The organism is Streptomyces sp. NPDC057854, from assembly GCF_042797055.1.
Taxonomy (GTDB): Bacteria; Actinomycetota; Actinomycetes; order Streptomycetales; family Streptomycetaceae; genus Streptomyces.
Window position 1 is genome coordinate 43,034 of sequence record NZ_JBHVMF010000006.1, and the last position, 18,171, is coordinate 61,204.

Genomic DNA, 18,171 nt, shown 5'->3' on the forward strand with positions numbered 1-18,171 from the left:
GGCCGCCGGCCGGGGCCGGTCAGTCGCCGCCTCCGCCGCCACCCCCGCCGTCGCCTCCGCCGCCGCCGTCGCTCCCGGAGTCGCCGCCCGAGTCGCCGGCGTCGCCGCCGTCCGAGCCCCAGCCGTCGCCGCCGCCCGGCTCGTTGTCGGCCCGGTCGGTGCCGAGGTTGCTGTACCAGGGGCGCGGCCAGTCGGCGTCGGTGGCGCAGGGCTCGTAGCCCTCGCCGGGCCGCCACTGGGCGGGGAAGCGGGCGAGGCCGGTGGTGTCGCCGAGGCCGAACGCGGTGGCGAAGGCGTGCGCCATGACCGCGTCGAGCGGGTCGGAGGTCGCCAGGCCGACGGGTCCGAGCGGCAGCAGCTCTCCGGGCCGGCCGGCGGCGCGTCCGCGCGGCGGCCGGGCGAGGAGGGCGACCTCCCGGCCGTCGCGGAACAGCGCCGAGGCGGTCGCGCTCCGCCGGGTCAGCTCCCAGCGCTGCCCGGGGAGTTCGGCGAGGACGTGGCTGCGGGACTTGCGGATCTTGTGCCGTTCGAGGTGGAGGGCGGCCGGGACGTCGCTGACGGTGAGGGTCAGGCCGCGGGACGGGTGGGCCTCCTGCGGGTGGAAGCCGCGCGGCGCCCGGATCCGGACGACGGGGGCGTACGGGCCCCACACGTCGACTCGGACGAGGCGCCGGTCGACGGCGACGGTGACGTCCCCGGCGGGGCCGGGCGCGGTCCGCCGGGCCAGCCACAGCGGCACGCCCTCGGCGGCGGCCCGCCGGCCCAGCTCGGCGACCCGCTCGGGGCCGCCGCTCAGCCGGACGGCGAGCTGCCCCAGTTCGTGCGCGAACGCGGCGGCGCGGCGCACCTTGAGCGGGACGCCGGTGCCGGAGGCGCGCGTCAGCGGCACGACGCCGGGCCCGTCCTCCAGCCGGTCCAGCGTGCGCTCGGACCCGCCGCCGCCGAGCCACCGCCCGCGCTGGTACGCCTCCGCCATCGCGGCCAGGTTGAGTTCGGCGTGCGGGGTGAACCGGCCGCCCCTGCGGATGCCGCTCGCGGTCAGCTCGACCGTCCTGGCCAGCGGGTTCCTCGACCGCTCGCCGTAGAGAATGTCCGTCACGCGGGTCCCCCCTGTCGTCGTCGTGTCCATGGTGACGGACGCCGCCGGCCGGCCGGCAGTTTCCGCCGCGTCCGGTCAGTCCAGCGGCACGACGAGGTCGGCGCGGTCGCGGCCCCCGGCGACGAGCCGCGCGTTGGCCTCGTCGGAGCGGGCCACCCACGCCTCGGCGTCGGGCTCCGCCTTGCCGAAGCGGACGTGGCGGGCGACGAGCCGGGGCACGCGGACCGCGTCCGGCAGGTCGAGGTACCAGACCTCGTCGAGCAGCGGCCGGACCGCCGCCCAGGGGCCGTCCGCGTGCAGGAGGTAGTTGCCCTCGGTGACGACGAGCGGGACGTCCGGCGGGACGGCGATCGATCCGGCGACCGGCTCCTCCAGGGTCCGGTCGAAGGCGGGCGCGTAGACGACGGTGCCGGGCTCGGGGGCGCGCAGCCGGGCCAGCAGCGCGGCGTACCCGGCGGCGTCGAAGGTGTCGGGCGCGCCCTTGCGTCCGGTGCGCCCGAGCCGTTCCAGCTCGGCGCCGGCGAGGTGGAAGCCGTCCATGGGCACGAGCACGGCGAGTCCGTCCAGCCGCTCGACGAGCCGGGCGGCGAGCGTGGACTTCCCGGCGCCGGGCGGTCCGGCGAGTCCGAGCAGGCGCCGCCCCGGGCCGTCGGAGGCGAGTCGCCGGGCCCGTGCGACGAGCCGTTCGAACCGGGGTGCGTCCAGGGCGGCCATGGGCGCATTCTCGCACCGGGCGGCGGCGCGCCGGGGTCCGGGCGGGCGCTCCCTCCCCCACCCCTCGCACGGCCCCTGTCACGCCCCTGGTCCAGACCGGTGTCCGCCCCTCCCCCGACCCTCGTGCCGACCCTCGGCGGGTCGAGGGTCGTGGCGGGCGTGTCGCGGGTCCGCGCGGGTGGGGCGGCCGGGGGGCGCGCATTACGTTGGGGGAATGCCGTCCATCGCACTCGTCACGCTCGTCGTCCGTGATTACGACGAGGCCCTCGCCTTCTACACCGACGCCCTCGGCTTCGAGCTCGTCGAGGACACCGACCGGGGCGACGGCTCCCGCTGGGTCGTCGTCCGCCCGCGCGGCTCCGGCGGGCTGGGCGGCCTCGGGAACGCGGGCCTCCTGCTGGCCCGCGCCCGCACCGAGGACGAGGAGGCCGCCGTCGGCAACCAGTCGGGGGGCCGGGTCGCGTTCTTCCTGCACACCGACGACTTCGCCCGCGACCACGCCCGCATGACGGCCGCCGGGGTGACGTTCCTGGAGGAGCCCCGGCACGAGCCGTACGGCTCGGTCGCCGTCTTCGAGGACCTGTACGGCAACCGCTGGGACCTCCTCCAGCCGGCGGAGGGCTCCCCTAGCGGTACGTGAGCGGGGACCCGCCCCGGCCGCCCTTCATCCGGACCACGGGCGCCTGCCGGTCGCCGTTCCCCTGCGGGCCCATCCGCTGGACCACCGCGTGGAACTCCGCCGACGGGTCGCCGATCGCCCGGACGACCAGCCCGGCGAGGTGCCGCAGCTCGTCGAGGTCCGGCAGGGTCACGACGGCGGTGGAGCCGGCGGCCGTCTGCACGACCAGCACGGGCCGGGCGGGGGCGAACACGTCCTTCAGCGCGACGAAGGCCGCCCCGGCGAGGACGGCGACGAGCAGCGGGAACCCGAGGCCGGGCACCGCGCCGCCCTGCACGGAGCTGATCCCGATCACGGCCAGGCCGAGCACGAGCAGCCAGCGCAGCAGCGCGTCGGGCTTGACCCGGGCCACCTCCACCGAGGTCAGGTGCCGCAGCGGCAGCGCCGCCCCGCCGATCCACAGCACGCCCTCGCGCACCCGCAGGTCGACCGAGCGGGGGCCGCGCGGCTTCGCCGGCCCGCCGTGCGCGAGCCAGGGCCGCCGGGTCGGCGGATCGGCGGGCGGGGGTCCCGGGGCGTCCCCGGGTCCGGGCGGCGTGCCGGGGCCGTTCGTCGTGTCCATCCGCAGTCCCCCGTGTCTCGTCCGCGCGCGTCCCGCACGCGGGTCACCGTGCCGCACTCCTGTGCGCCCGTGACCATTGAGCATGCGAGCACCCGTTCTGCACAGGCGAGTTACGGCCATACGCGCGGGCCCCGGAAAACCGCTGTCGCGCCGCGCCCCCGGCTCCCTACACTCCCGTCACGGCCCGCCGACCGGCGCGCGCCGCAGCGAGCCGTTCCGTTCGACCGACCCGGAGAGGGGGGAAGCCGACCATGCGTCACCCGTACGCCACCGCCGTCGCCGTCCTCCCCCGCGCCCGCCGGTACGACGTGATCCTCGCCTCTTCCGCCCGCCGGTGACAGCTGCGCGCCCGTCACCGCAGGCCCGCCGACGCCCTCCCGCGTCCGGGAATCGCGCTGCCCTGTCCCGTACAGCAGCGAAAGGCACACCACCGTGCGCACCCTCACCGACACCCAGGTCCGCAACCTCGGCATCCTCGCCCACGTCGACGCCGGCAAGACGACGGTCACGGAGCGGATCCTGTTCCTGACCGGGGCGGTCCACAAGCGCGGCGAGGTCCACGACGGCACGACCGTCACCGACTTCGACCCGCAGGAGCGGGAGCGCGGCATCACCATCTCCGCCGCCGCCGTCACCTGCGCGTGGGCCGGCCATCGCCTCACGCTGATCGACACGCCCGGCCACGTCGACTTCTCCGACGAGGTCGAGCGCGCGCTCCGCGTCCTCGACGGCGCCGTGGCCGTCTTCGACGCGGTCGCGGGCGTCGAGCCGCAGAGCGAGTCGGTGTGGCGGCAGGCCGACCGGTACGGGGTCCCCCGGATCGCGTTCGTCAACAAGATGGACCGGGCGGGCGCGGACCTGGACGCGGCCGTCGCCTCGATCCGGCACCGCCTCGGCACCGTCCCGCTCCCCGTCCAGCTGCCGATCGGCCGCGAGGACGGCTTCCTCGGGGTCGTGGACCTCGTCCGGATGCGGGCGTACGCGTGGGAGGACGGCGTCCGGGCCGAGACGGAGGTCCCTGCGGACCTGCGCGACGAGGCGGTACGCCGCCGGCGCCTGCTGGAGGAGGCGGTGGCGGAGCTGCACGCGGACGCGCTGGACGAGTTCTGCGTGACGGGCGCGCTGGCGGAGGGCACGCTGGTCCGCGCCCTGCGCGAGCTGACGCTGGCCGGCACCGCGGTGGTGGTGCTGTGCGGCGCGGCGTACCGGGACCGGGGCGTGGAGCCGCTGCTGGACGCGGTCGTCGCCTATCTGCCGGCGCCCGCGGACCGGCCTCCGGTCGGCGGCGGCGAGCGGGCGGCGGACCCGGAGGCGCCGCTGGTGGCGCTGGCGTTCAAGGTGACCGCGGCGCCGACCGGCCGGATGACGTACGTCCGCGTCTACGCGGGCGTGCTCCGCCCGGGCGCCTCGGTGCTGGACACGGCGACCGGCCGGACGGAGCGGATCTCCCGGGTGCTGCGCGTGCAGGCCGACCGGACGGTCGACGTGCCCGCCGGCACCGCCGGGGAGATCGTCGCCGTGGTCGGTCCGAAGGCCGTCCGGGCCGGGGCCACGCTGTGCGCCCCGGACGCCCCGGTGGTCCTCGAACCGCCGGTGTCCGCCGCCCCGGTGGTCTCGGTGGCGGTGGAGGCGCGCCGGTCCACCGACACGGGCCGGCTCGCGACGGCCCTCGCCCGGCTCGCCGAGGAGGACCCGTCGCTGGTGGTGCGGTCCGACCCGGAGACGGGCCAGACGGTGCTGTCGGGCCTGGGCGAGCTGCACCTGGAGGTCGCGGTGGAGAAGCTGCGGCGCGAGCGCGGCCTGGAGGTCGCGGTCGGCCGTCCGCAGGTCGCCTACCGGGAGACGGTGACGCGGGGTGTGACGGGCCTGCTGTACCGGCACGTCAAACAGGACGGCGGCGCGGGCCAGTTCGCCCACGTCGTGCTCGACGTCCAGCCGGGCGGGGGAGAGGAGGAGTTCGTGTTCACGTCGACGGTGACCGGCGGGCGGGTGCCGCAGGAGTACGTCCGCGCGGTCGAGGCCGGCTGCCGCGACGCGCTCGCCGACGGCCCGCTGGGCGGCCACCCGGTGACGGGCGTCCGCGTCACGCTGACGGACGGCGCCACGCACCCGAAGGACTCCTCGGAGCTCGCCTTCCGGGCGGCGGGCCGGTTCGCGCTCCGCGAGGCGCTGCGGTCGAGCGCGATGGCGCTGCTCGAACCGGTCGCGGAGGTGACGGTGACCGTCCCCGCCGACTCCGTCGGCACCGTCCTCGGCGACCTCGCGGCCCGCCGCGGCCGGGTCACCGACTCGGAGGTGCGCGGCGGTACGTCGGTGGTGACGGCGACGGTCCCGCTGGCCGAGCTCTTCGGCTACGCGACCCGCCTCCGCGGCCGCACCCAGGGCCGCGGCACCTTCACCACCCGCCCGGCCGGCTACGAGCCGCTGAAGGGCTGACCGGCCCCCGGCCCGGTCCCGTACGGCACCCTCGCGGTCCGTGCGGGGCCGGGCCCCTCAGCGTTTCAGGTCCAGCTCGGCCCGTACGGTCTTCCCGACCGGTACGCGGTCGAGCACCGCCCACCGCGTCGCCAGCGCCTCCACCAGCAGCAGCCCCCGCCCGCCCTCGTCCAGCGGCCCCGCCGCCCCGGCCTCCGGCCGCCGCTCGCCCCGCGTGTCGGAGACGTCGATCCGCAGGTGCAGCCCGGGCGAGTAGAGGAGCGCCAGCTCGCAGTCCCGCCCGGGCACCCGCCCGTGCGTCACCGCGTTCGCCGCCAGCTCGGCGACGATCAGCGCGGCTGTGTCGGACAGCGCGGAGCCGTACGCGACCCCCCACTGGTGCAGTTGATGCGTCGTCAACCGGCGGGCGAGGCGGGCGCCGCGCGGGGTCGAGCTGAAGCGCTGCGTGAACATACGTACGGTGACAGGCCGCTTGCGCGCCAAGGGGGTCGTCATGCGGCCAATCTCGTCGCGATCATGGCCAGTTACCAGCTACTCGACTGGTACACCGCGGCTGTACCAGTCCACTCACTGGACGGTACCGGTCACCGTCCGTGAACCTTGATGCGTTCAACGCGAGTACATGGTGCGGGAGGTGGCGGGGTGGCAGACGACGAACCCAAGGGAAACGTGCCAGAGACGTCAGAGAGCCTGAAGGCGTTCGGGGAAGTCGTCAAGGCGTTCCGCAAACGGGCCGGTCTCACCCAGGAGCAGTTCGCACCGAGGGTGGGGTACTCGGTTCCGATGGTGGCGTCGATCGAGCAGGGGCGGCGATACCCCTCGAAGAGGTTCGTGGACAAGTCGGAGGAGGTGCTGGACGCGTTCGAGGTGATCCGCGCGGCGGCGACGCCTCTGACGCGCAAGGCGGGCTTGGCGAAGTGGTTCGAGGAGTGGGCGGATCTGGAGCCGCTGGCGGTGACGCTGTACACCTTCGAGAGTCGCATGGTGCCGGGTCTGCTCCAGACCCCGGCGTACGCCCGGACGCTCTTCGAGAAGCAGCTTCCCGCGATGAGCGACGAGAAGATCGAGTCGAACCTGACCATCCGCATGGAGCGGACGAACATCCTCACGGAACGTCCGGAGACGATCTACAGCTTCGTCATCGAGGAGCACGCCCTCCGTCGCGAGGTGGCCAGCGCGGAGGTCATGCGCGAGCAGATCGACCACATCCTCGCCCTCGGCGAGCGCCGCAACATCGACATCCAGATCATGCCGCAGTCGCGCGGATACCACGCGGGCATCGGCGGCCCTTTGTGCCTCCTGGAGACCGAGGACAACACCTGGTACGCCTACTGCGAGGGCCAGGAGACAGGCCAGCTCATCTCCGACTCCAAAGTGGTCAGCATCCTCCAGCAGCGATATGCCAGGATGCGAGCACAGGCTCTGTCTGTCGAGGCATCCGTGAGCCTGCTGCGGGAGATCCGAGGAGCACTATGAGCACCACTGAACTGGCCTGGTTCAAGAGCAGCTACAGCAGCGGTAGCGGCGACAACTGCGTGGAGGTCGCCCTCTCCTGGCACAAGTCCAGCTACAGCAGCGGTGACGGCGACAACTGCGTCGAGGTCGCCACCTGCCCCTCCACCGTCCACGTCCGTGACTCCAAGGTCCCGGACGGGCCGCAGTTCACCGTGGCGCCGGCGGCCTGGTCGGAGTTCGTCGCGCAGCTCGCCTGACGGGCGACTGTGCCAGGATGCGTGTACCTGCCCCCTACCGCACGCGGGCGGGCCGGTACACGCACGTCCTGAGGAGCGCACCTTGAGCACCGACTACCTCTCCCGCCTCTTCTCGCTGGAGGGCCGCACCGCGCTGGTCACCGGCGGGAGCTCCGGCATCGGCAAGGCGATCGCGGGGGCGCTGGCCCGCTCCGGGGCGCGTGTGGTGGTGCTGGCGCGCAAGGAGGCGGAGCTCGTCGCGACCGTCGAGGAGCTGACGGCCGACGGCTGCCGGGCGGACTGGGTGAGCGCCGACCTGGGCAGCCGGGAGGGCATCCAGGCGGGCGCGGAGGCGGCTGCCGGGGTGTTCGGGGAGCCGGACATCGTGGTCAACTCGGCCGGGATCAACCTGCGCCCGCCCTTCGGCGAGGTGGGCGAGGAGGTCTGGGACGCGACGATGACGGTGAACCTGGAGGCGCCGTTCCTGCTGGGGCAGCGGTTCGGTCCCGGGATGGCCGAGCGCGGCTTCGGACGGTTCATCCACGTGACCTCGCAGCAGGCGCACCGGGCGTTCGTGCAGAGCGGGGCGTACGGGGTGTCGAAGGGGGCGCTGGAGTCGCTGGCGCGTTCGCAGGCGGAGGCGTGGTCGGCGTACGGCGTCACCGCGAACACGCTGGTCCCCGGTTTCGTGATGACCCCGCTGAACCAGCGGCTCTCGTCCGACCCGGAGAAGGTCGCGGCGCTGGCGGCGCGCACGATGGTGGGCCGCAACGGCCTCGCCGAGGACTTCGCGGGCGCCGCCGTCTTCCTGGCGAGCGACGCGTCCGCGTACGTGACGGGCCACTCGCTCTTCGTGGACGGCGGCTTCTCCGTCCACTGAGCCCCCCCCCGGAGCCCCTGGCCGTATGCGCCAGGAGTTCGTCCGGCTGTTCCGTTCCACGGTGCCGGGCACGGTGAGTCGCGTACGGGGCGCCGGGGCGCGGCTCGTTTCGGGTGGGCGTGGGACGAGGCCGTGCCGTGGCGGGGCCCGGCGGGGCAGGCGACCCACGTCCAGGACGTCGTGTCCGAGGTGGAGCGCCGGGATCTGCGGGACGTGGTTCTGGTGGGTCCCGGCTACGCGGGCCTCCCGGCCGGCCGGGCCGTGGAGCGGATCGGTGACCGGCTCGCCCGCGTGATCCTCGTCGACGCGAATGTACCCGCCGACGGCGCGTCGTTCGCCTCCTCGTGGCCGGACGGCGGGGCGGCCCTGCAGGCGCCGGTCGCCGGGAACGGGGGGTTCTGGCCAGTCGCGCCGGCCGCTCACTCCGACGGCGAAGGTCTCGTCGACGAGCAGATCGCGCGCCTCGTGCGCGGCGCGGCGCCGCCCCCCGGGCGCCACACCGAGCGGTCCCGCCGAGCCGGCGGGACCGCTCGGCGGCGTACGTGTCGTGTGTGATGCCGGGGACCGAGCCCTACGAGGCCGGGCCCGACGGCGAGGTGGCCCACTGGTGGCCGGCGGTCGCCGGCGACCGGCCAGGACGCACTCCGGCGCCACGGGGGGCCTCTTCCGGAGCGGCAAGGCGCTGCCCCGGTGACGGGCGCGCGCCCCGGCCCCGCGCGGGGTGCCGGGGCGCGGCGGGGCGATCCGCTCAGAGCACGCCGAAGAGCGCCGAGCCGGGCGCCTCGGGGTTGGCGGAGTAGTAGTACTCGCGCAGCGTCCGGAGGAACTCCGGACGCGAGATCAGCCCGTCGCCGTCCGCGTCGATCGCGTCGAAGGTGTCCAGGGCCGCGGGGTCGGTGACCTGCCAGACGTTCCGGAGGAAGGTGAGGAACTCGTCCTTGCCGATCTCGTTGTCGCCGTCGGTGTCGATGAGGTCGAACATGGCGTGGCCGCCCCCTTCGACGACGTTCACCCGGCTGGTGTCGACGAGGAGCAGACGGAGGGCCAGGACGTACTCCTCGCGGTTCAGGCGGTCGCCCTGGACGTCCGAGTGACGCAGCAGCTCCAGCCAGAGCATCTGGTAGTGCGCGAGCAGCACCCGGGCGCGCCGGTCGTTCCGGTCGATGCCGTAGGCGGTGAGGTGCCGGTCGGCCAGCGCCTGGAAGTCGGGCCACTCCAGGTAGCCGCTCCCGTCGGCGTCCAGGAGGTCGAAGACCCGCCCGTACTTGGTGGCGGCGAGGTCGTGCGCGACGGTCGTCATGGTGGTGCCCCCTCGGTTCGGCAGGTGGATCGGTCGAACCGCATACTCCGGTCCGGCGAGCGCCGCGCGGGGCGATTCGGCGCATGATCACTCGCGGGCGTGAACCACTTCCGGCCAGACCGTCCGGACCTTCCTCGGGGGCGGCGAGCACACCGACGATGTGACCATTTAGCTCGATCGGGGGCGATGGAGCCGGATCTGTGGAAAGCGCGGTCCGGCAGCCGGGACGATCTTGGGCGTTTCCGCACCCGGAAGATCGTGTTCCGCTCCGGGCGTCCTCCGTCGTTCCCTGGAGCATTCATGCGACACCCCGTCTCCCGCCCGCGCCTGCGCGCCCTGACCGTCGGGCTCGCGCTGGCCGCGTCCGCCCTGCTGCCGGCCGGCTCGGCCACTGCCGCCGACACGTACGAGTGGGCCGCGCTGGGCGACTCGTACACCGCCGGCGGCTTCGTCGGCGACCCGCTGCCCGCGCTCGGCGACCCGGCCCGGGACGGCTGCGACCGCACCAGCGGCGCGTACCCCGGCCTGGTCGAGCGGGAGCTGGAGGAGTTCCCGCCGGGCAAGCCGGTGAACCTCACCAACGTCAGCTGCGGCAACGCCACCATCAAGAACATCGCCGTCGAGCGGCAGACGCCGATCAGCCCGGTCCAGCCGCCCGCCGGCGGCTGGCCGGCCGTGGACACGCAGATCAAGCGGGCCGGCCTGAACGAGAACACCGACGTCGTCACCGTCGGCGTCGGCGTCGGCGTCGGCGGCAACAGCCTGCCCTTCGGCGACATCCTCCTGAAGTGCGTCGAGGAGGGCGCCAAGATCAACGGCTCCTGCCGCGAGTACTACACCAACCCGCAGGGGGACCAGGAGAGCATCCAGGAGATCCTCGACCGGGTGACGGGCGAGTACATCGAGATGCTGGCCGCCGTCCACCAGGCCGCGCCGAACGCCAAGGTCGTCACCGTCGGCTACCCGGCGGTCCTGCCGGAGGACAGCGGCGCCTGCAACCGGCTCGCCCTCACCGAGCTGAGCGTGGTCAAGCACGCCGACGTCGACTGGCTCCGCGAGGAGGTGCTGGAGCAGCTGAACAACAGGATCCAGCAGGTCACGAGCTTCTTCGGTGACCGTTACGTGGACGTCTACTCCTCCAGCGTGGGCCACGACGCCTGCCGGCCCGCCGAGGAGAAGTGGGTCGAGGGCATCTGCGGCGACGCCGCCGACTACTGGCCCAGCCGGGTCGGCAAGCTGAACTGCGGCCTCGTCGGCAAGCGCGCCACCCTGGTCCACCCCAACGAGGCCGGCCACGAGAACACGGCCCAGCACGTCGAGCGGGCCATCCGCATCGCCCTCCTCGAACGCTGACCGCTTCCCTTCCCAGGAGCCCCGGGACCCGTGCGGGTCCCGGGGCTCCCCCGTTCCTGCGCTTCCTGCGCTTCCTACGCGAACGACAGGCTTCCGGTGCGCTCCCGCTTCAGCTCGAAGAAGTGCGGGTTCCCCGCCAGGACGCGGACCGCGTCGAAGAGTTCGGCCGCCTCCTCGCCGCGCGGGACCGCGTTCAGGACCGGGCCGAAGAACGGGGTGCCGTCGAGGTGGAGGGTCGGCGTGCCGACATAGGCGCCCGACGCCGGGTCCTTGCCGGCGTCGTGGCTGCGCCCGAGCGCGGCGTCGTACGCGTCGGTGCGCGCGGCGGCGGCCAGCCAGGCGGGCAGGTCCAGCTCGGCCAGCACCTCGGCGGTCACGCGGTCGAAGTCCTTGTCGCCGCCCTGGTGGATGCGGGTGCCGTACGCGGTGTAGAGGTCCCGCAGGATCCCGTCGCCGCCGTGCTCGGCGGCGGCCACGGCGACCCGCACCGGGCCGAGCGAGCGGTCCACCAGGTCCCGGTACCAGGCGGGGAGTTCGTTGCCCTCGTTGTGCAGGTACAGGCTCATGACGTGGAACCTGACGTCGAGGTCCCGCAGCGGCTCCACCTCCAGGAGCCAGCGGGAGGTGATCCACGCGAACGGGCAGGCGGGGTCGAACCAGAAGTCGACCCGGGTGCGGGTGGCGGCGGCCCCCGGGGCGAGGGGGCGCTGGGCCTCGTCGATCGTCATGGGACCAGCCTGCCGGGTGAACGGCCCATGCGCATGGGCAACTTCGGGTCCGTCTTCCTGGGCCACTTCGTCGCGTGCGCCCGCCCGCGCGCCCGTGCGCCCGCGTGTGCTTCGATGTCCCATGACGACCGACAGCATCCTCGCCACCGTCCGCCCCCGCACCGACGACGACCTCGACACCTGCGTACGGCTGCTCCGGGAGGTCCACGAGCACGACGCCTATCCGGTGAGCTGGCCCGAGCGGCCGGCCGCGTGGATCACCCCGCCGACCACCCTCGGATCCTGGGTGGCGGAGCTCGGCGGGCGGACCGTCGGACACGTGGGGCTGGCCGGGCCGCGCGAGCACGACGGCACGCCCGGGGTGTGGAGCGCGGCCACCGGCCGGGGCCAGGACCAGGCCGTCATGGTGAACCGGCTGTACGTCTCCCCCGCCGCGCGCGGCCACCGCGTCGGCGCCCTGCTGCTGGCGGAGGCGGTCGCGGAGGCCCGGCGGCTCGGCCGGCACCCGGTGCTCGACGTGGCCGCGCGGTGCGTCGAGGCCACCGCGCTGTACGAGCGGCTGGGCTGGCGGCGGATGGCGACCGTCGCGCAGGACTGGGGGCCGCACGGCATGGTGGACGTGCACTGCTACACCGCGCCCGGCGCGCAGCCCCCGCACCCTCCGCAGCCGGGCCCGCACCCTCGGTGATCTGCGTCAAAGAACCTGCGCCTGGCCCTTTCTTCTGCTGAGATGTACCCCTTGCGACGTGGGGAGCGCGAGAGCGAAGGGTCGGGGGATGCGGCGGGGGTTCGGTGAACGGCTCGGCCTGCCCGGCGCCCTGGGCGCCTTACCCCTCGCCCCGCTGGCCGCCGAGTACCGCGAGCTGGCCGACGCCCAGTCGGCGGCGGGGTTACGGTTCGCCGGCGAGGCACTGACGGATCCTCAGGAAGCTGCCGGTGGGCGGGTGTTCCTTTCCGTGCTCGACGGGGTCGCGCTGGGCACCCCGCGCCGGCGGACCCTGCTCGACGGGCCCGCCCTGGACGCCCTCGCCGACGCCCGGCCCGCGCACGCGCCGGTGCTGCGGCTGCTCGCCGCCCTCCGGCGGCACGACCCGGCCCTCCTCCGGCGGGTCCTCCTCTACCAGCTCGTCCCCCTCCTCCGGCAGGGCGCCACCGGCCTCGGGCTCGACCCCGACGAAGCCCGCGTCCTGGCCGCGGCGGCACCGTCCGTGCCGGTCCTGGACGCCCGGCAGCGGACCGCCGCCGAATCGCTCGCCCGGCTCTGGTCGGCGCGGCGGCTGCGCGGCTGCGCCCGCGCCGTCGCCGCCGTCGGGCCCGCGGCGCTCGCCGCCGACCCGTGGCTCGCCGCGTTCGGCGCGCGGCTGCGGCGGCGGCTCGACCTCTGCGACCGGCTGCTCGCCCAGGCCGCCGGCCCCGGCCCCGACGCCGAGACCCGCTACCTGAAGGTGCTGTCCCTCGCCGCCGACGACGACGAGGCGGTGCGCGGCCTGATCCGGCTCGGCACCGCCCCCGGCGGCGGCGACGCCGGGCTGACCGTACAGCCCGTCGGCGGCGGCGCGGTGACGCTCTCCTGGCCCGGCCGCGCCGGCGTCCGCTGGCGCGTCCTGCGCGACGGGCCCGGCCTGGACCGCCCGGAGCCGGTGCGCGGCGCCGTCGGCGCGGACGGGCCCGACTGCGCCGCCGTCGACTCCGACCCGCCGGTGGGCCACCGGGTGCGGTACGCCGCCTTCCCCGTACGGGACGGGCAGCCCAGCGGGACGCCGTACGTGTCGCGGGCGCTGCTCGTGGCACCCGCCGTCGAGGACGTCACCGTCACGGACGGGCCCGGGCGGCTCACCGTGCGGTGGCGGCTCCCCCGTACGGCCTCCGGAGTCGTCGTGGCCCTCACCGGACCCGGGGGCGACACCCGCCGCCACACCCTGGGCCGCGCCGAGGAGCACGTCTTCACCGAACTCGAACCGGGCTTCTACTCCGCGCGGTTGACGGCGCGTCACCCCGCTCCCGGCGGCGGCACCGTGGACGCGCCGGGGGTCGCGGGCAGCGGGACCGTCCACGCGTGGCCCCGGCCGCTCACCGGGCTCACCGCCGAACCCGGGCCCGAGGACGGGGTGCGGTTCGCCGGGCGGGGCGGCGAAGGGGCCGAGGTGAGGCTCGTGGTGTGGCCCGAGGGGACGGCACCCGCGCCCGGCGCCGAGCTGCGCACCGCCGACCTGCCCGCGCCGCTGCCCTGGGCCCGGTACGGCGACGACCGCTTCACCACGCCGGACCGTGCCTTCGCCGGGCTCGTCAGCGCGGTCACCGTGCTCGGCGAGCGGGCGCTCGCCGGGCCGGGCGTGCGGCTCGACGTGCCCGGGCCGGTCGGCGCGCCCCGCACCGTGCGCGAACCCGGCGGCACCGTCCGGCTGTTCTTCGACTGGCCGCCCGGCGCCGGGACCGTGCGCGCCGCCTGGGACGGCGGCGACCTCACCGCCAGCCGCAGCCGGTACGTCCGCGAAGGGCTCCGGCTGCCCCTCGGCACCGGGCCCGCGCGCGTCACGCTCCAGCCGCTCGCCCACGACGAGCGGACCGGCGGCGCGGCGACCGCCGTCGCCGTCCGCCGCGCGCCCGTCGCCGTCGACGTGCCCGGCGAGGCGGTGGTGCGGTACCGGCTGCTGACCCGGCGGCGCGGACTCGGCCGCCGGCCCGTGCCGTACGCCGTCGAGGTCAGCGCCCACGGGCACGACCCGGCCGTGCCGCTGCCCGCCTTCGTCCTCGTCCACCGGGGCGGCGACCGCGCCTCCGCCCGGCCCCGGCACCCCGACGACGGCACCGCGCTGCTCCGGGTCGACGGCGCCTCGCTCGCCGGCGCCCCGCTCCAGACCCACGGCCTCCCGCCCGCCCCGGACCTGTCCCGCCCGCCCTACGCGCTCCGCGCCTTCCTGCTGGGCGACGGCGCCGGGGCCGTACGACTCGAAGAACCCGCCCTCACGACCCTGGTGGTGCGCTGACATGACGACGGTCATCTGCCCCTACTGCTTTCACCGCGCGCAGGCCGCACGGCTCCCGTACCGCTGCCTGATGGCGCGGACCGGGCTGCGCGGCGGCACGCCCTGCGACCCCGAACGGGACGACCGCTGGGCGAGCTTCATGGGCGCGACTCACGCCCCCGCCGCCTACCTGAAGGGGCCCGTGTTCGTCGCGCCGCGCACCCTCGGCGGGCTGCGCGGGCCCGGGCCGCGCGCCGAGTGCCCGCACTGCGGGGTGCCCACGCCGGTCCGCGTCTGCGCCCACTGCCACAGCGACCTGCCCAGCGACTACTGCGAGCAGGACAGCCGGATCATCGCCCTCGTCGGCGCCAAGGCGTCCGGCAAGAGCACCTACGTGTCCGTCCTCGTCAACGAGCTCCGGCACCGCGTCGGGCAGGCGTACGGGGCGGCGCTCGCCGCCATGGGCGACGAGAGCCAGCGCCGCGACCGGGAGATGGCCGAGGACCTGTACGACCGGCTGCGGCTGCCCGACGCCACCGTCCCGTCCGCCGTCGGCTTCAACGACCCGCTGCTGTACCGGCTGAGCCTCCCCCGCAAGGCCCTCGGCCGCGACGGCAGCCGGCACACGGCGCTGGTCTTCTTCGACGCCGCCGGCGAGGACCTGAAGTCCGCCGAGGCGATGAACCGGTACACCCAGTACCTGAGCGCCGCCCACGGCATCATCCTGCTCGTCGACCCGCTCCAGCTCGGCGCCGTCCGCGACACCCTCGGCGCCGCCGAGGGACAGATGCCCGCCAAGGACATCCCCGCCCTCCAGATCGCCGCCGAGATCGCCACCCAGCTCCGCTCGCACGGCCACGGCGGCTCCCGCGGCCGGGTCGGGATCCCGCTCGCCGTCGCCGTCACCAAGACCGACACCGTGCGCGGCCTGCTCGACCCGCACTCGCCGCTGCTCGCCAACGCCCCGCACTCCGGCGGCCGGTTCGACGAGGCCGACCGGCTCGCCGTCCACGAGGAGACCCGCTCGCTGCTGGAGGGCTGGGACTCGGGGGCGCTGTGGCGGCAGCTCGAACGCGACTTCTCCGACGTGTCCCTCTTCGGGCTGTCCGCGCTCGGCGCGCCGCCGCCCGCCGACGCGCCCGCCGACGTGCCCGCCGCCGGACCCCAGCCGGTCCGCGTCGAGGACCCGCTGCTGTGGCTGCTCGCCCGGCGCGGCCTGCTGCCCGTCGCCCGGCCGCCGCGCACGCCCGGCAAGGGGGTGCCGGCCGCATGAGCCTCCCCCAGATGCACTACACCTCGGCCCCGCCCGGCCCCGACGGCTCCGGCTTCCGCTTCACCGCCGTCAGCCCCGGCGTGCCGCCGTCGGTGCTGCGCGAGGCCGAACAGCTCGTCGGGTACGAGCCGCCCCGGGACGCGCCCTCCCGCCCCACCGATGCCGAACTCGGCTCCTTCCCCGAGATGTTCGGCTTCGCCCGGCTCTCCGACGGCAGCGGGCTGCTGAGCCGCACCGTCTACACCGGCGCCGACTACAGCGGCCGGTGGGGCAACTTCCACGCCCACGCGCTCCTGGTGCCCGCCGGCACGCCGCTCCCCGGCGACCTGCCGCCGATCGCGCTGTGGGGCGCCGCCGAATGGGCCGACCGCACCCCCGAGGACGTGCCGCCGGCCCCGCTGGACCGGCTCACGCCCCGGATCCCGCCCGGCCTCGGCGGCGAACTGGCCGCCTTCGCCGCCGAGCTGGGCCCCCGGCTCGCCGCCGTCCTCGCCGACCTGCGGCGCGTCGCCGAGGACCCCGCCGCCCCGCAGGTGGTGCTCGCCGAGACCGACACCCGCGCGGTCGCCCACTGGCTGATGCTCGCCACCGGGGCGCTGCCCCGCGACGCCGCCCGGGCGCTTACCTTCACCACGTACACCCGGCGGCCCCAGCACGCCCGCCAGCAGGTCGTCGGCGTCCGCCCCGAGGACGCCCGGGCCGTCACCGGGCAGCCGCACCGCTACGCCGTCCACGACCGCGCCGACACCCGCGCCGAACCGCCCGCCACCGGGGACGTGTGGGCGCTCACCGCCGCCGCCGTGTGGGCGGCCGGCGCCGACGCGCTGTTCAAGCGCGCCCAGGAACTGCCGGGCGCCGGGCCGTTCGCCGCCGGACCGCTCGCCGCGCTCGCGCTCGCCGCCGGCGTCCCCGTCCCCGCCGGCGCGTACGCCCCGGCCGCCGCCTGGGCCACCGGCCACCCCGGCGCGCTCGGCGAGGACGAACTGGAACGCTTCCTGCGGGCCGTGTGCGCCGAGGGCCGGCCCGGCTCCCTCGCCCCCGGCGACCTCGCCGCCCTGCTCACCGCGCTGCGCGGCACCGTCCCGCTCGCCGTCACCGCCCCGATAACCGCCCGGCTCGTCGACGCGGCCGTCCGCGACCCCGCCGTCGCGCCGCCGCCGCTGCCGCCCGGCGCGCTGCCGGAACCGCACCGCTCCCGGCTCGCCGCCGGCCTCGGAGAGGCCGTCCGCGCCGGGATCGGCACCCCCGGCACCCCGCTGCCCCGCACCGCCGGACTGCTGCGGATCGCGCGGACCCTCGGCGTCGACCACGGCGACCTGCTGCCCGGCCTCGCCGACCGGCTCTGCCGGCGCGTCGTCGACGGACCCGGCCGGGACGCGGGCGACGGCACCGGGGGCGTACCGGAACTCCCGGACCTGATCGGCGAGTCCGCGCCGCTGCGGGACCTCCTGCTCGACCTGCTGGAGGCCCGGGCCGCCGACCACCCGGTGGCCGTCGCCGACGGACTGCGCACCACCCCGCTGCCGCCCGACGGCCTCGGCGCCCGCCCCCACCTGCGGATGTGCGCGGCCCTCGCACCGCACGCCGCCCGGGCCGGGAACCGCACGCCCGCCCTGCACACGCTGCTGCGCGCCTCCGGCGGCTCGCACCTCGCCGACCCGCGGCTGCTGCGCACCGCCGTCCACCTGCTCTGGCAGGACCGCGGGCCCACCGCCGAGGAGGCGTCGCAGCTGCTCGGCGAGAGCGGCCCCGAGGTCCACCGGGCCGCCGGCACCTGGGACGACCTGGTGAGCGCCGCCGTCGACGCGCCCGCCGACGACACCGCCGCCCCCACCCTCGCCAAACAGCTCCTCACCCACGGCCGCGACGCCGTCGGCCGGGCCGCCTACGGCGACCTGGCGCTGCTCGCCCACGTCCACACCCTGGAACACGCCGACACCGACCCGAGCGCCCCGCACGGCAACCTCGTCGAACGCGCCCGGTCGCTGTCCTCCCAGGCCCGCCCCGCCGCGCAGGCGCGGGCCGCGCGGGCGCTCGCCCGGCTGCTGCTGCGCGCCGACCGGCCGCCGCACGAGCTGCGCGCCCTCGCGTACAGCAACGACCCGGGCCTGATCGACGCGTACGCCGAGGCCGCCCGCTCCCCCGTCCTCACCGACTTCCTCACCGTCCCGTCCCGGCTCGCCGACTGCTACCTGGCGTGGCACTCGCACGAGAGCGCCGGGCCCGTGTGGAACCTGACCCGCCGCGAACTGCTGGAGGAGGTGCTGCGGCCCGCCGTCCGGAAGATGCCGGACGACCAGCTGCGGCTGGCCGCCGAGCACGTCGGGCGGCACGGGCCGGCCCACCGCGACCTCTTCGAGGAGTGGGCCCGGCCGTCCGGCGGCGTGAAGCAGCTCTTCCGCCGGTTCGGCGGGCGCCGGCAGGACCGGGCGCGGGAGCCGCGATGGGGCGACGTCGAACGGCCCCGGGACGGGGGGAGGTGAGCGCGCG

17 protein-coding genes are annotated in these 18,171 nt (G+C 76.1%); 11 read left to right on the forward strand and 6 right to left on the reverse strand.

Annotated features, from left to right (window positions below):
* Positions 1 to 19: 19 nt before the first annotated feature.
* Both ACFVQZ_RS10980 and ACFVQZ_RS10985 read right to left on the reverse strand, forming a co-directional pair.
* Positions 20 to 1,099, reverse strand: coding sequence for a hypothetical protein (locus tag ACFVQZ_RS10980; protein ID WP_383621113.1), 1,080 nt, complete (start codon positions 1,097 to 1,099; stop codon positions 20 to 22).
* Positions 1,100 to 1,174: 75 nt separating this feature from the next.
* Positions 1,175 to 1,813 carry a nucleoside/nucleotide kinase family protein gene (locus ACFVQZ_RS10985; protein WP_383621114.1) on the reverse strand — a complete coding sequence of 213 codons (639 nt, stop codon included), beginning with the start codon at positions 1,811 to 1,813 and terminating at the stop codon, positions 1,175 to 1,177.
* Between the two features lie 214 nt (positions 1,814 to 2,027).
* Here ACFVQZ_RS10985 and ACFVQZ_RS10990 point away from each other — a divergent pair, with 214 nt between their 5' ends.
* A complete protein-coding gene (locus tag ACFVQZ_RS10990; RefSeq protein ID WP_383621116.1) occupies positions 2,028 to 2,453 on the forward strand; it encodes a VOC family protein in 426 nt (141 codons plus the stop codon).
* Here the strand turns inward: ACFVQZ_RS10990 and ACFVQZ_RS10995 are convergent.
* Positions 2,440 to 3,054, reverse strand: a complete 615-nt coding sequence (locus tag ACFVQZ_RS10995; protein WP_383621118.1) for a DUF6232 family protein — start codon at positions 3,052 to 3,054, stop codon at positions 2,440 to 2,442. The genes ACFVQZ_RS10990 and ACFVQZ_RS10995 overlap by 14 nt on opposite strands.
* 432 nt (positions 3,055 to 3,486) lie before the next feature.
* On the opposite strand from ACFVQZ_RS10995, the gene fusA reads away from it, so the two are divergent.
* A complete protein-coding gene (gene fusA / locus ACFVQZ_RS11000) occupies positions 3,487 to 5,490 on the forward strand; it encodes an elongation factor G (RefSeq protein ID WP_383621121.1) in 2,004 nt (667 codons plus the stop codon).
* 57 nt (positions 5,491 to 5,547) lie between these two features.
* Here the strand turns inward: fusA and ACFVQZ_RS11005 are convergent, their stop codons facing one another.
* Positions 5,548 to 5,985 (reverse strand): ATP-binding protein, encoded by a 438-nt coding sequence (locus ACFVQZ_RS11005; RefSeq protein ID WP_383621123.1) that lies wholly within the window; start codon positions 5,983 to 5,985, stop codon positions 5,548 to 5,550.
* 108 nt (positions 5,986 to 6,093) lie between these two features.
* Between ACFVQZ_RS11005 and ACFVQZ_RS11010 the strand changes: the two genes are divergently transcribed.
* From ACFVQZ_RS11010 to ACFVQZ_RS11025, 4 genes are all read left to right on the forward strand, one after another.
* Positions 6,094 to 6,966 (forward strand): transcriptional regulator, encoded by an 873-nt coding sequence (locus tag ACFVQZ_RS11010; protein ID WP_036414642.1) that lies wholly within the window; start codon positions 6,094 to 6,096, stop codon positions 6,964 to 6,966.
* Positions 6,963 to 7,202 (forward strand): DUF397 domain-containing protein, encoded by a 240-nt coding sequence (locus ACFVQZ_RS11015; RefSeq protein WP_030494581.1) that lies wholly within the window; start codon positions 6,963 to 6,965, stop codon positions 7,200 to 7,202. The genes ACFVQZ_RS11010 and ACFVQZ_RS11015 overlap by 4 nt, the downstream gene beginning before the upstream one ends.
* A gap of 82 nt (positions 7,203 to 7,284) precedes the next feature.
* Positions 7,285 to 8,061 (forward strand): SDR family NAD(P)-dependent oxidoreductase, encoded by a 777-nt coding sequence (locus ACFVQZ_RS11020; protein ID WP_383621126.1) that lies wholly within the window; start codon positions 7,285 to 7,287, stop codon positions 8,059 to 8,061.
* A 132-nt stretch (positions 8,062 to 8,193) separates the two neighbouring features.
* A complete protein-coding gene (locus tag ACFVQZ_RS11025; RefSeq protein ID WP_383621128.1) occupies positions 8,194 to 8,616 on the forward strand; it encodes a hypothetical protein in 423 nt (140 codons plus the stop codon).
* Between the two features lie 193 nt (positions 8,617 to 8,809).
* Here ACFVQZ_RS11025 and ACFVQZ_RS11030 read toward each other — a convergent pair whose 3' ends face one another.
* Positions 8,810 to 9,361: an EF-hand domain-containing protein gene (locus ACFVQZ_RS11030; RefSeq protein WP_030494584.1), complete on the reverse strand. Its 552-nt coding sequence runs from the start codon at positions 9,359 to 9,361 to the stop codon at positions 8,810 to 8,812.
* A gap of 300 nt (positions 9,362 to 9,661) precedes the next feature.
* On the opposite strand from ACFVQZ_RS11030, the gene ACFVQZ_RS11035 reads away from it, so the two are divergent.
* Positions 9,662 to 10,714, forward strand: a complete 1,053-nt coding sequence (locus tag ACFVQZ_RS11035; protein ID WP_383621130.1) for an SGNH/GDSL hydrolase family protein — start codon at positions 9,662 to 9,664, stop codon at positions 10,712 to 10,714.
* Between the two features lie 74 nt (positions 10,715 to 10,788).
* On the opposite strand, the gene ACFVQZ_RS11040 is transcribed toward ACFVQZ_RS11035, so the two are convergent.
* Positions 10,789 to 11,442, reverse strand: coding sequence for a DsbA family protein (locus tag ACFVQZ_RS11040; RefSeq protein ID WP_051787769.1), 654 nt, complete (start codon positions 11,440 to 11,442; stop codon positions 10,789 to 10,791).
* 121 nt (positions 11,443 to 11,563) lie between these two features.
* On the opposite strand from ACFVQZ_RS11040, the gene ACFVQZ_RS11045 reads away from it, so the two are divergent.
* The 4 genes from ACFVQZ_RS11045 to ACFVQZ_RS11060 all read left to right on the forward strand — a co-directional run bounded on the left by ACFVQZ_RS11045 (position 11,564) and on the right by ACFVQZ_RS11060 (position 18,164).
* A complete protein-coding gene (locus ACFVQZ_RS11045; protein WP_383621133.1) occupies positions 11,564 to 12,130 on the forward strand; it encodes a GNAT family N-acetyltransferase in 567 nt (188 codons plus the stop codon).
* Positions 12,131 to 12,218: 88 nt separating this feature from the next.
* Positions 12,219 to 14,429 carry a hypothetical protein gene (locus tag ACFVQZ_RS11050; RefSeq protein WP_383621135.1) on the forward strand — a complete coding sequence of 737 codons (2,211 nt, stop codon included), beginning with the start codon at positions 12,219 to 12,221 and terminating at the stop codon, positions 14,427 to 14,429.
* Position 14,430: 1 nt separating this feature from the next.
* On the forward strand, positions 14,431 to 15,681 hold the full coding sequence (locus tag ACFVQZ_RS11055; protein ID WP_030494589.1) for a hypothetical protein: 1,251 nt from the start codon (positions 14,431 to 14,433) through the stop codon (positions 15,679 to 15,681).
* A complete protein-coding gene (locus ACFVQZ_RS11060; RefSeq protein ID WP_383621137.1) occupies positions 15,678 to 18,164 on the forward strand; it encodes a GTPase-associated protein 1-related protein in 2,487 nt (828 codons plus the stop codon). The genes ACFVQZ_RS11055 and ACFVQZ_RS11060 overlap by 4 nt, the downstream gene beginning before the upstream one ends.
* The last annotated feature ends 7 nt before the right edge of the window (positions 18,165 to 18,171 follow it).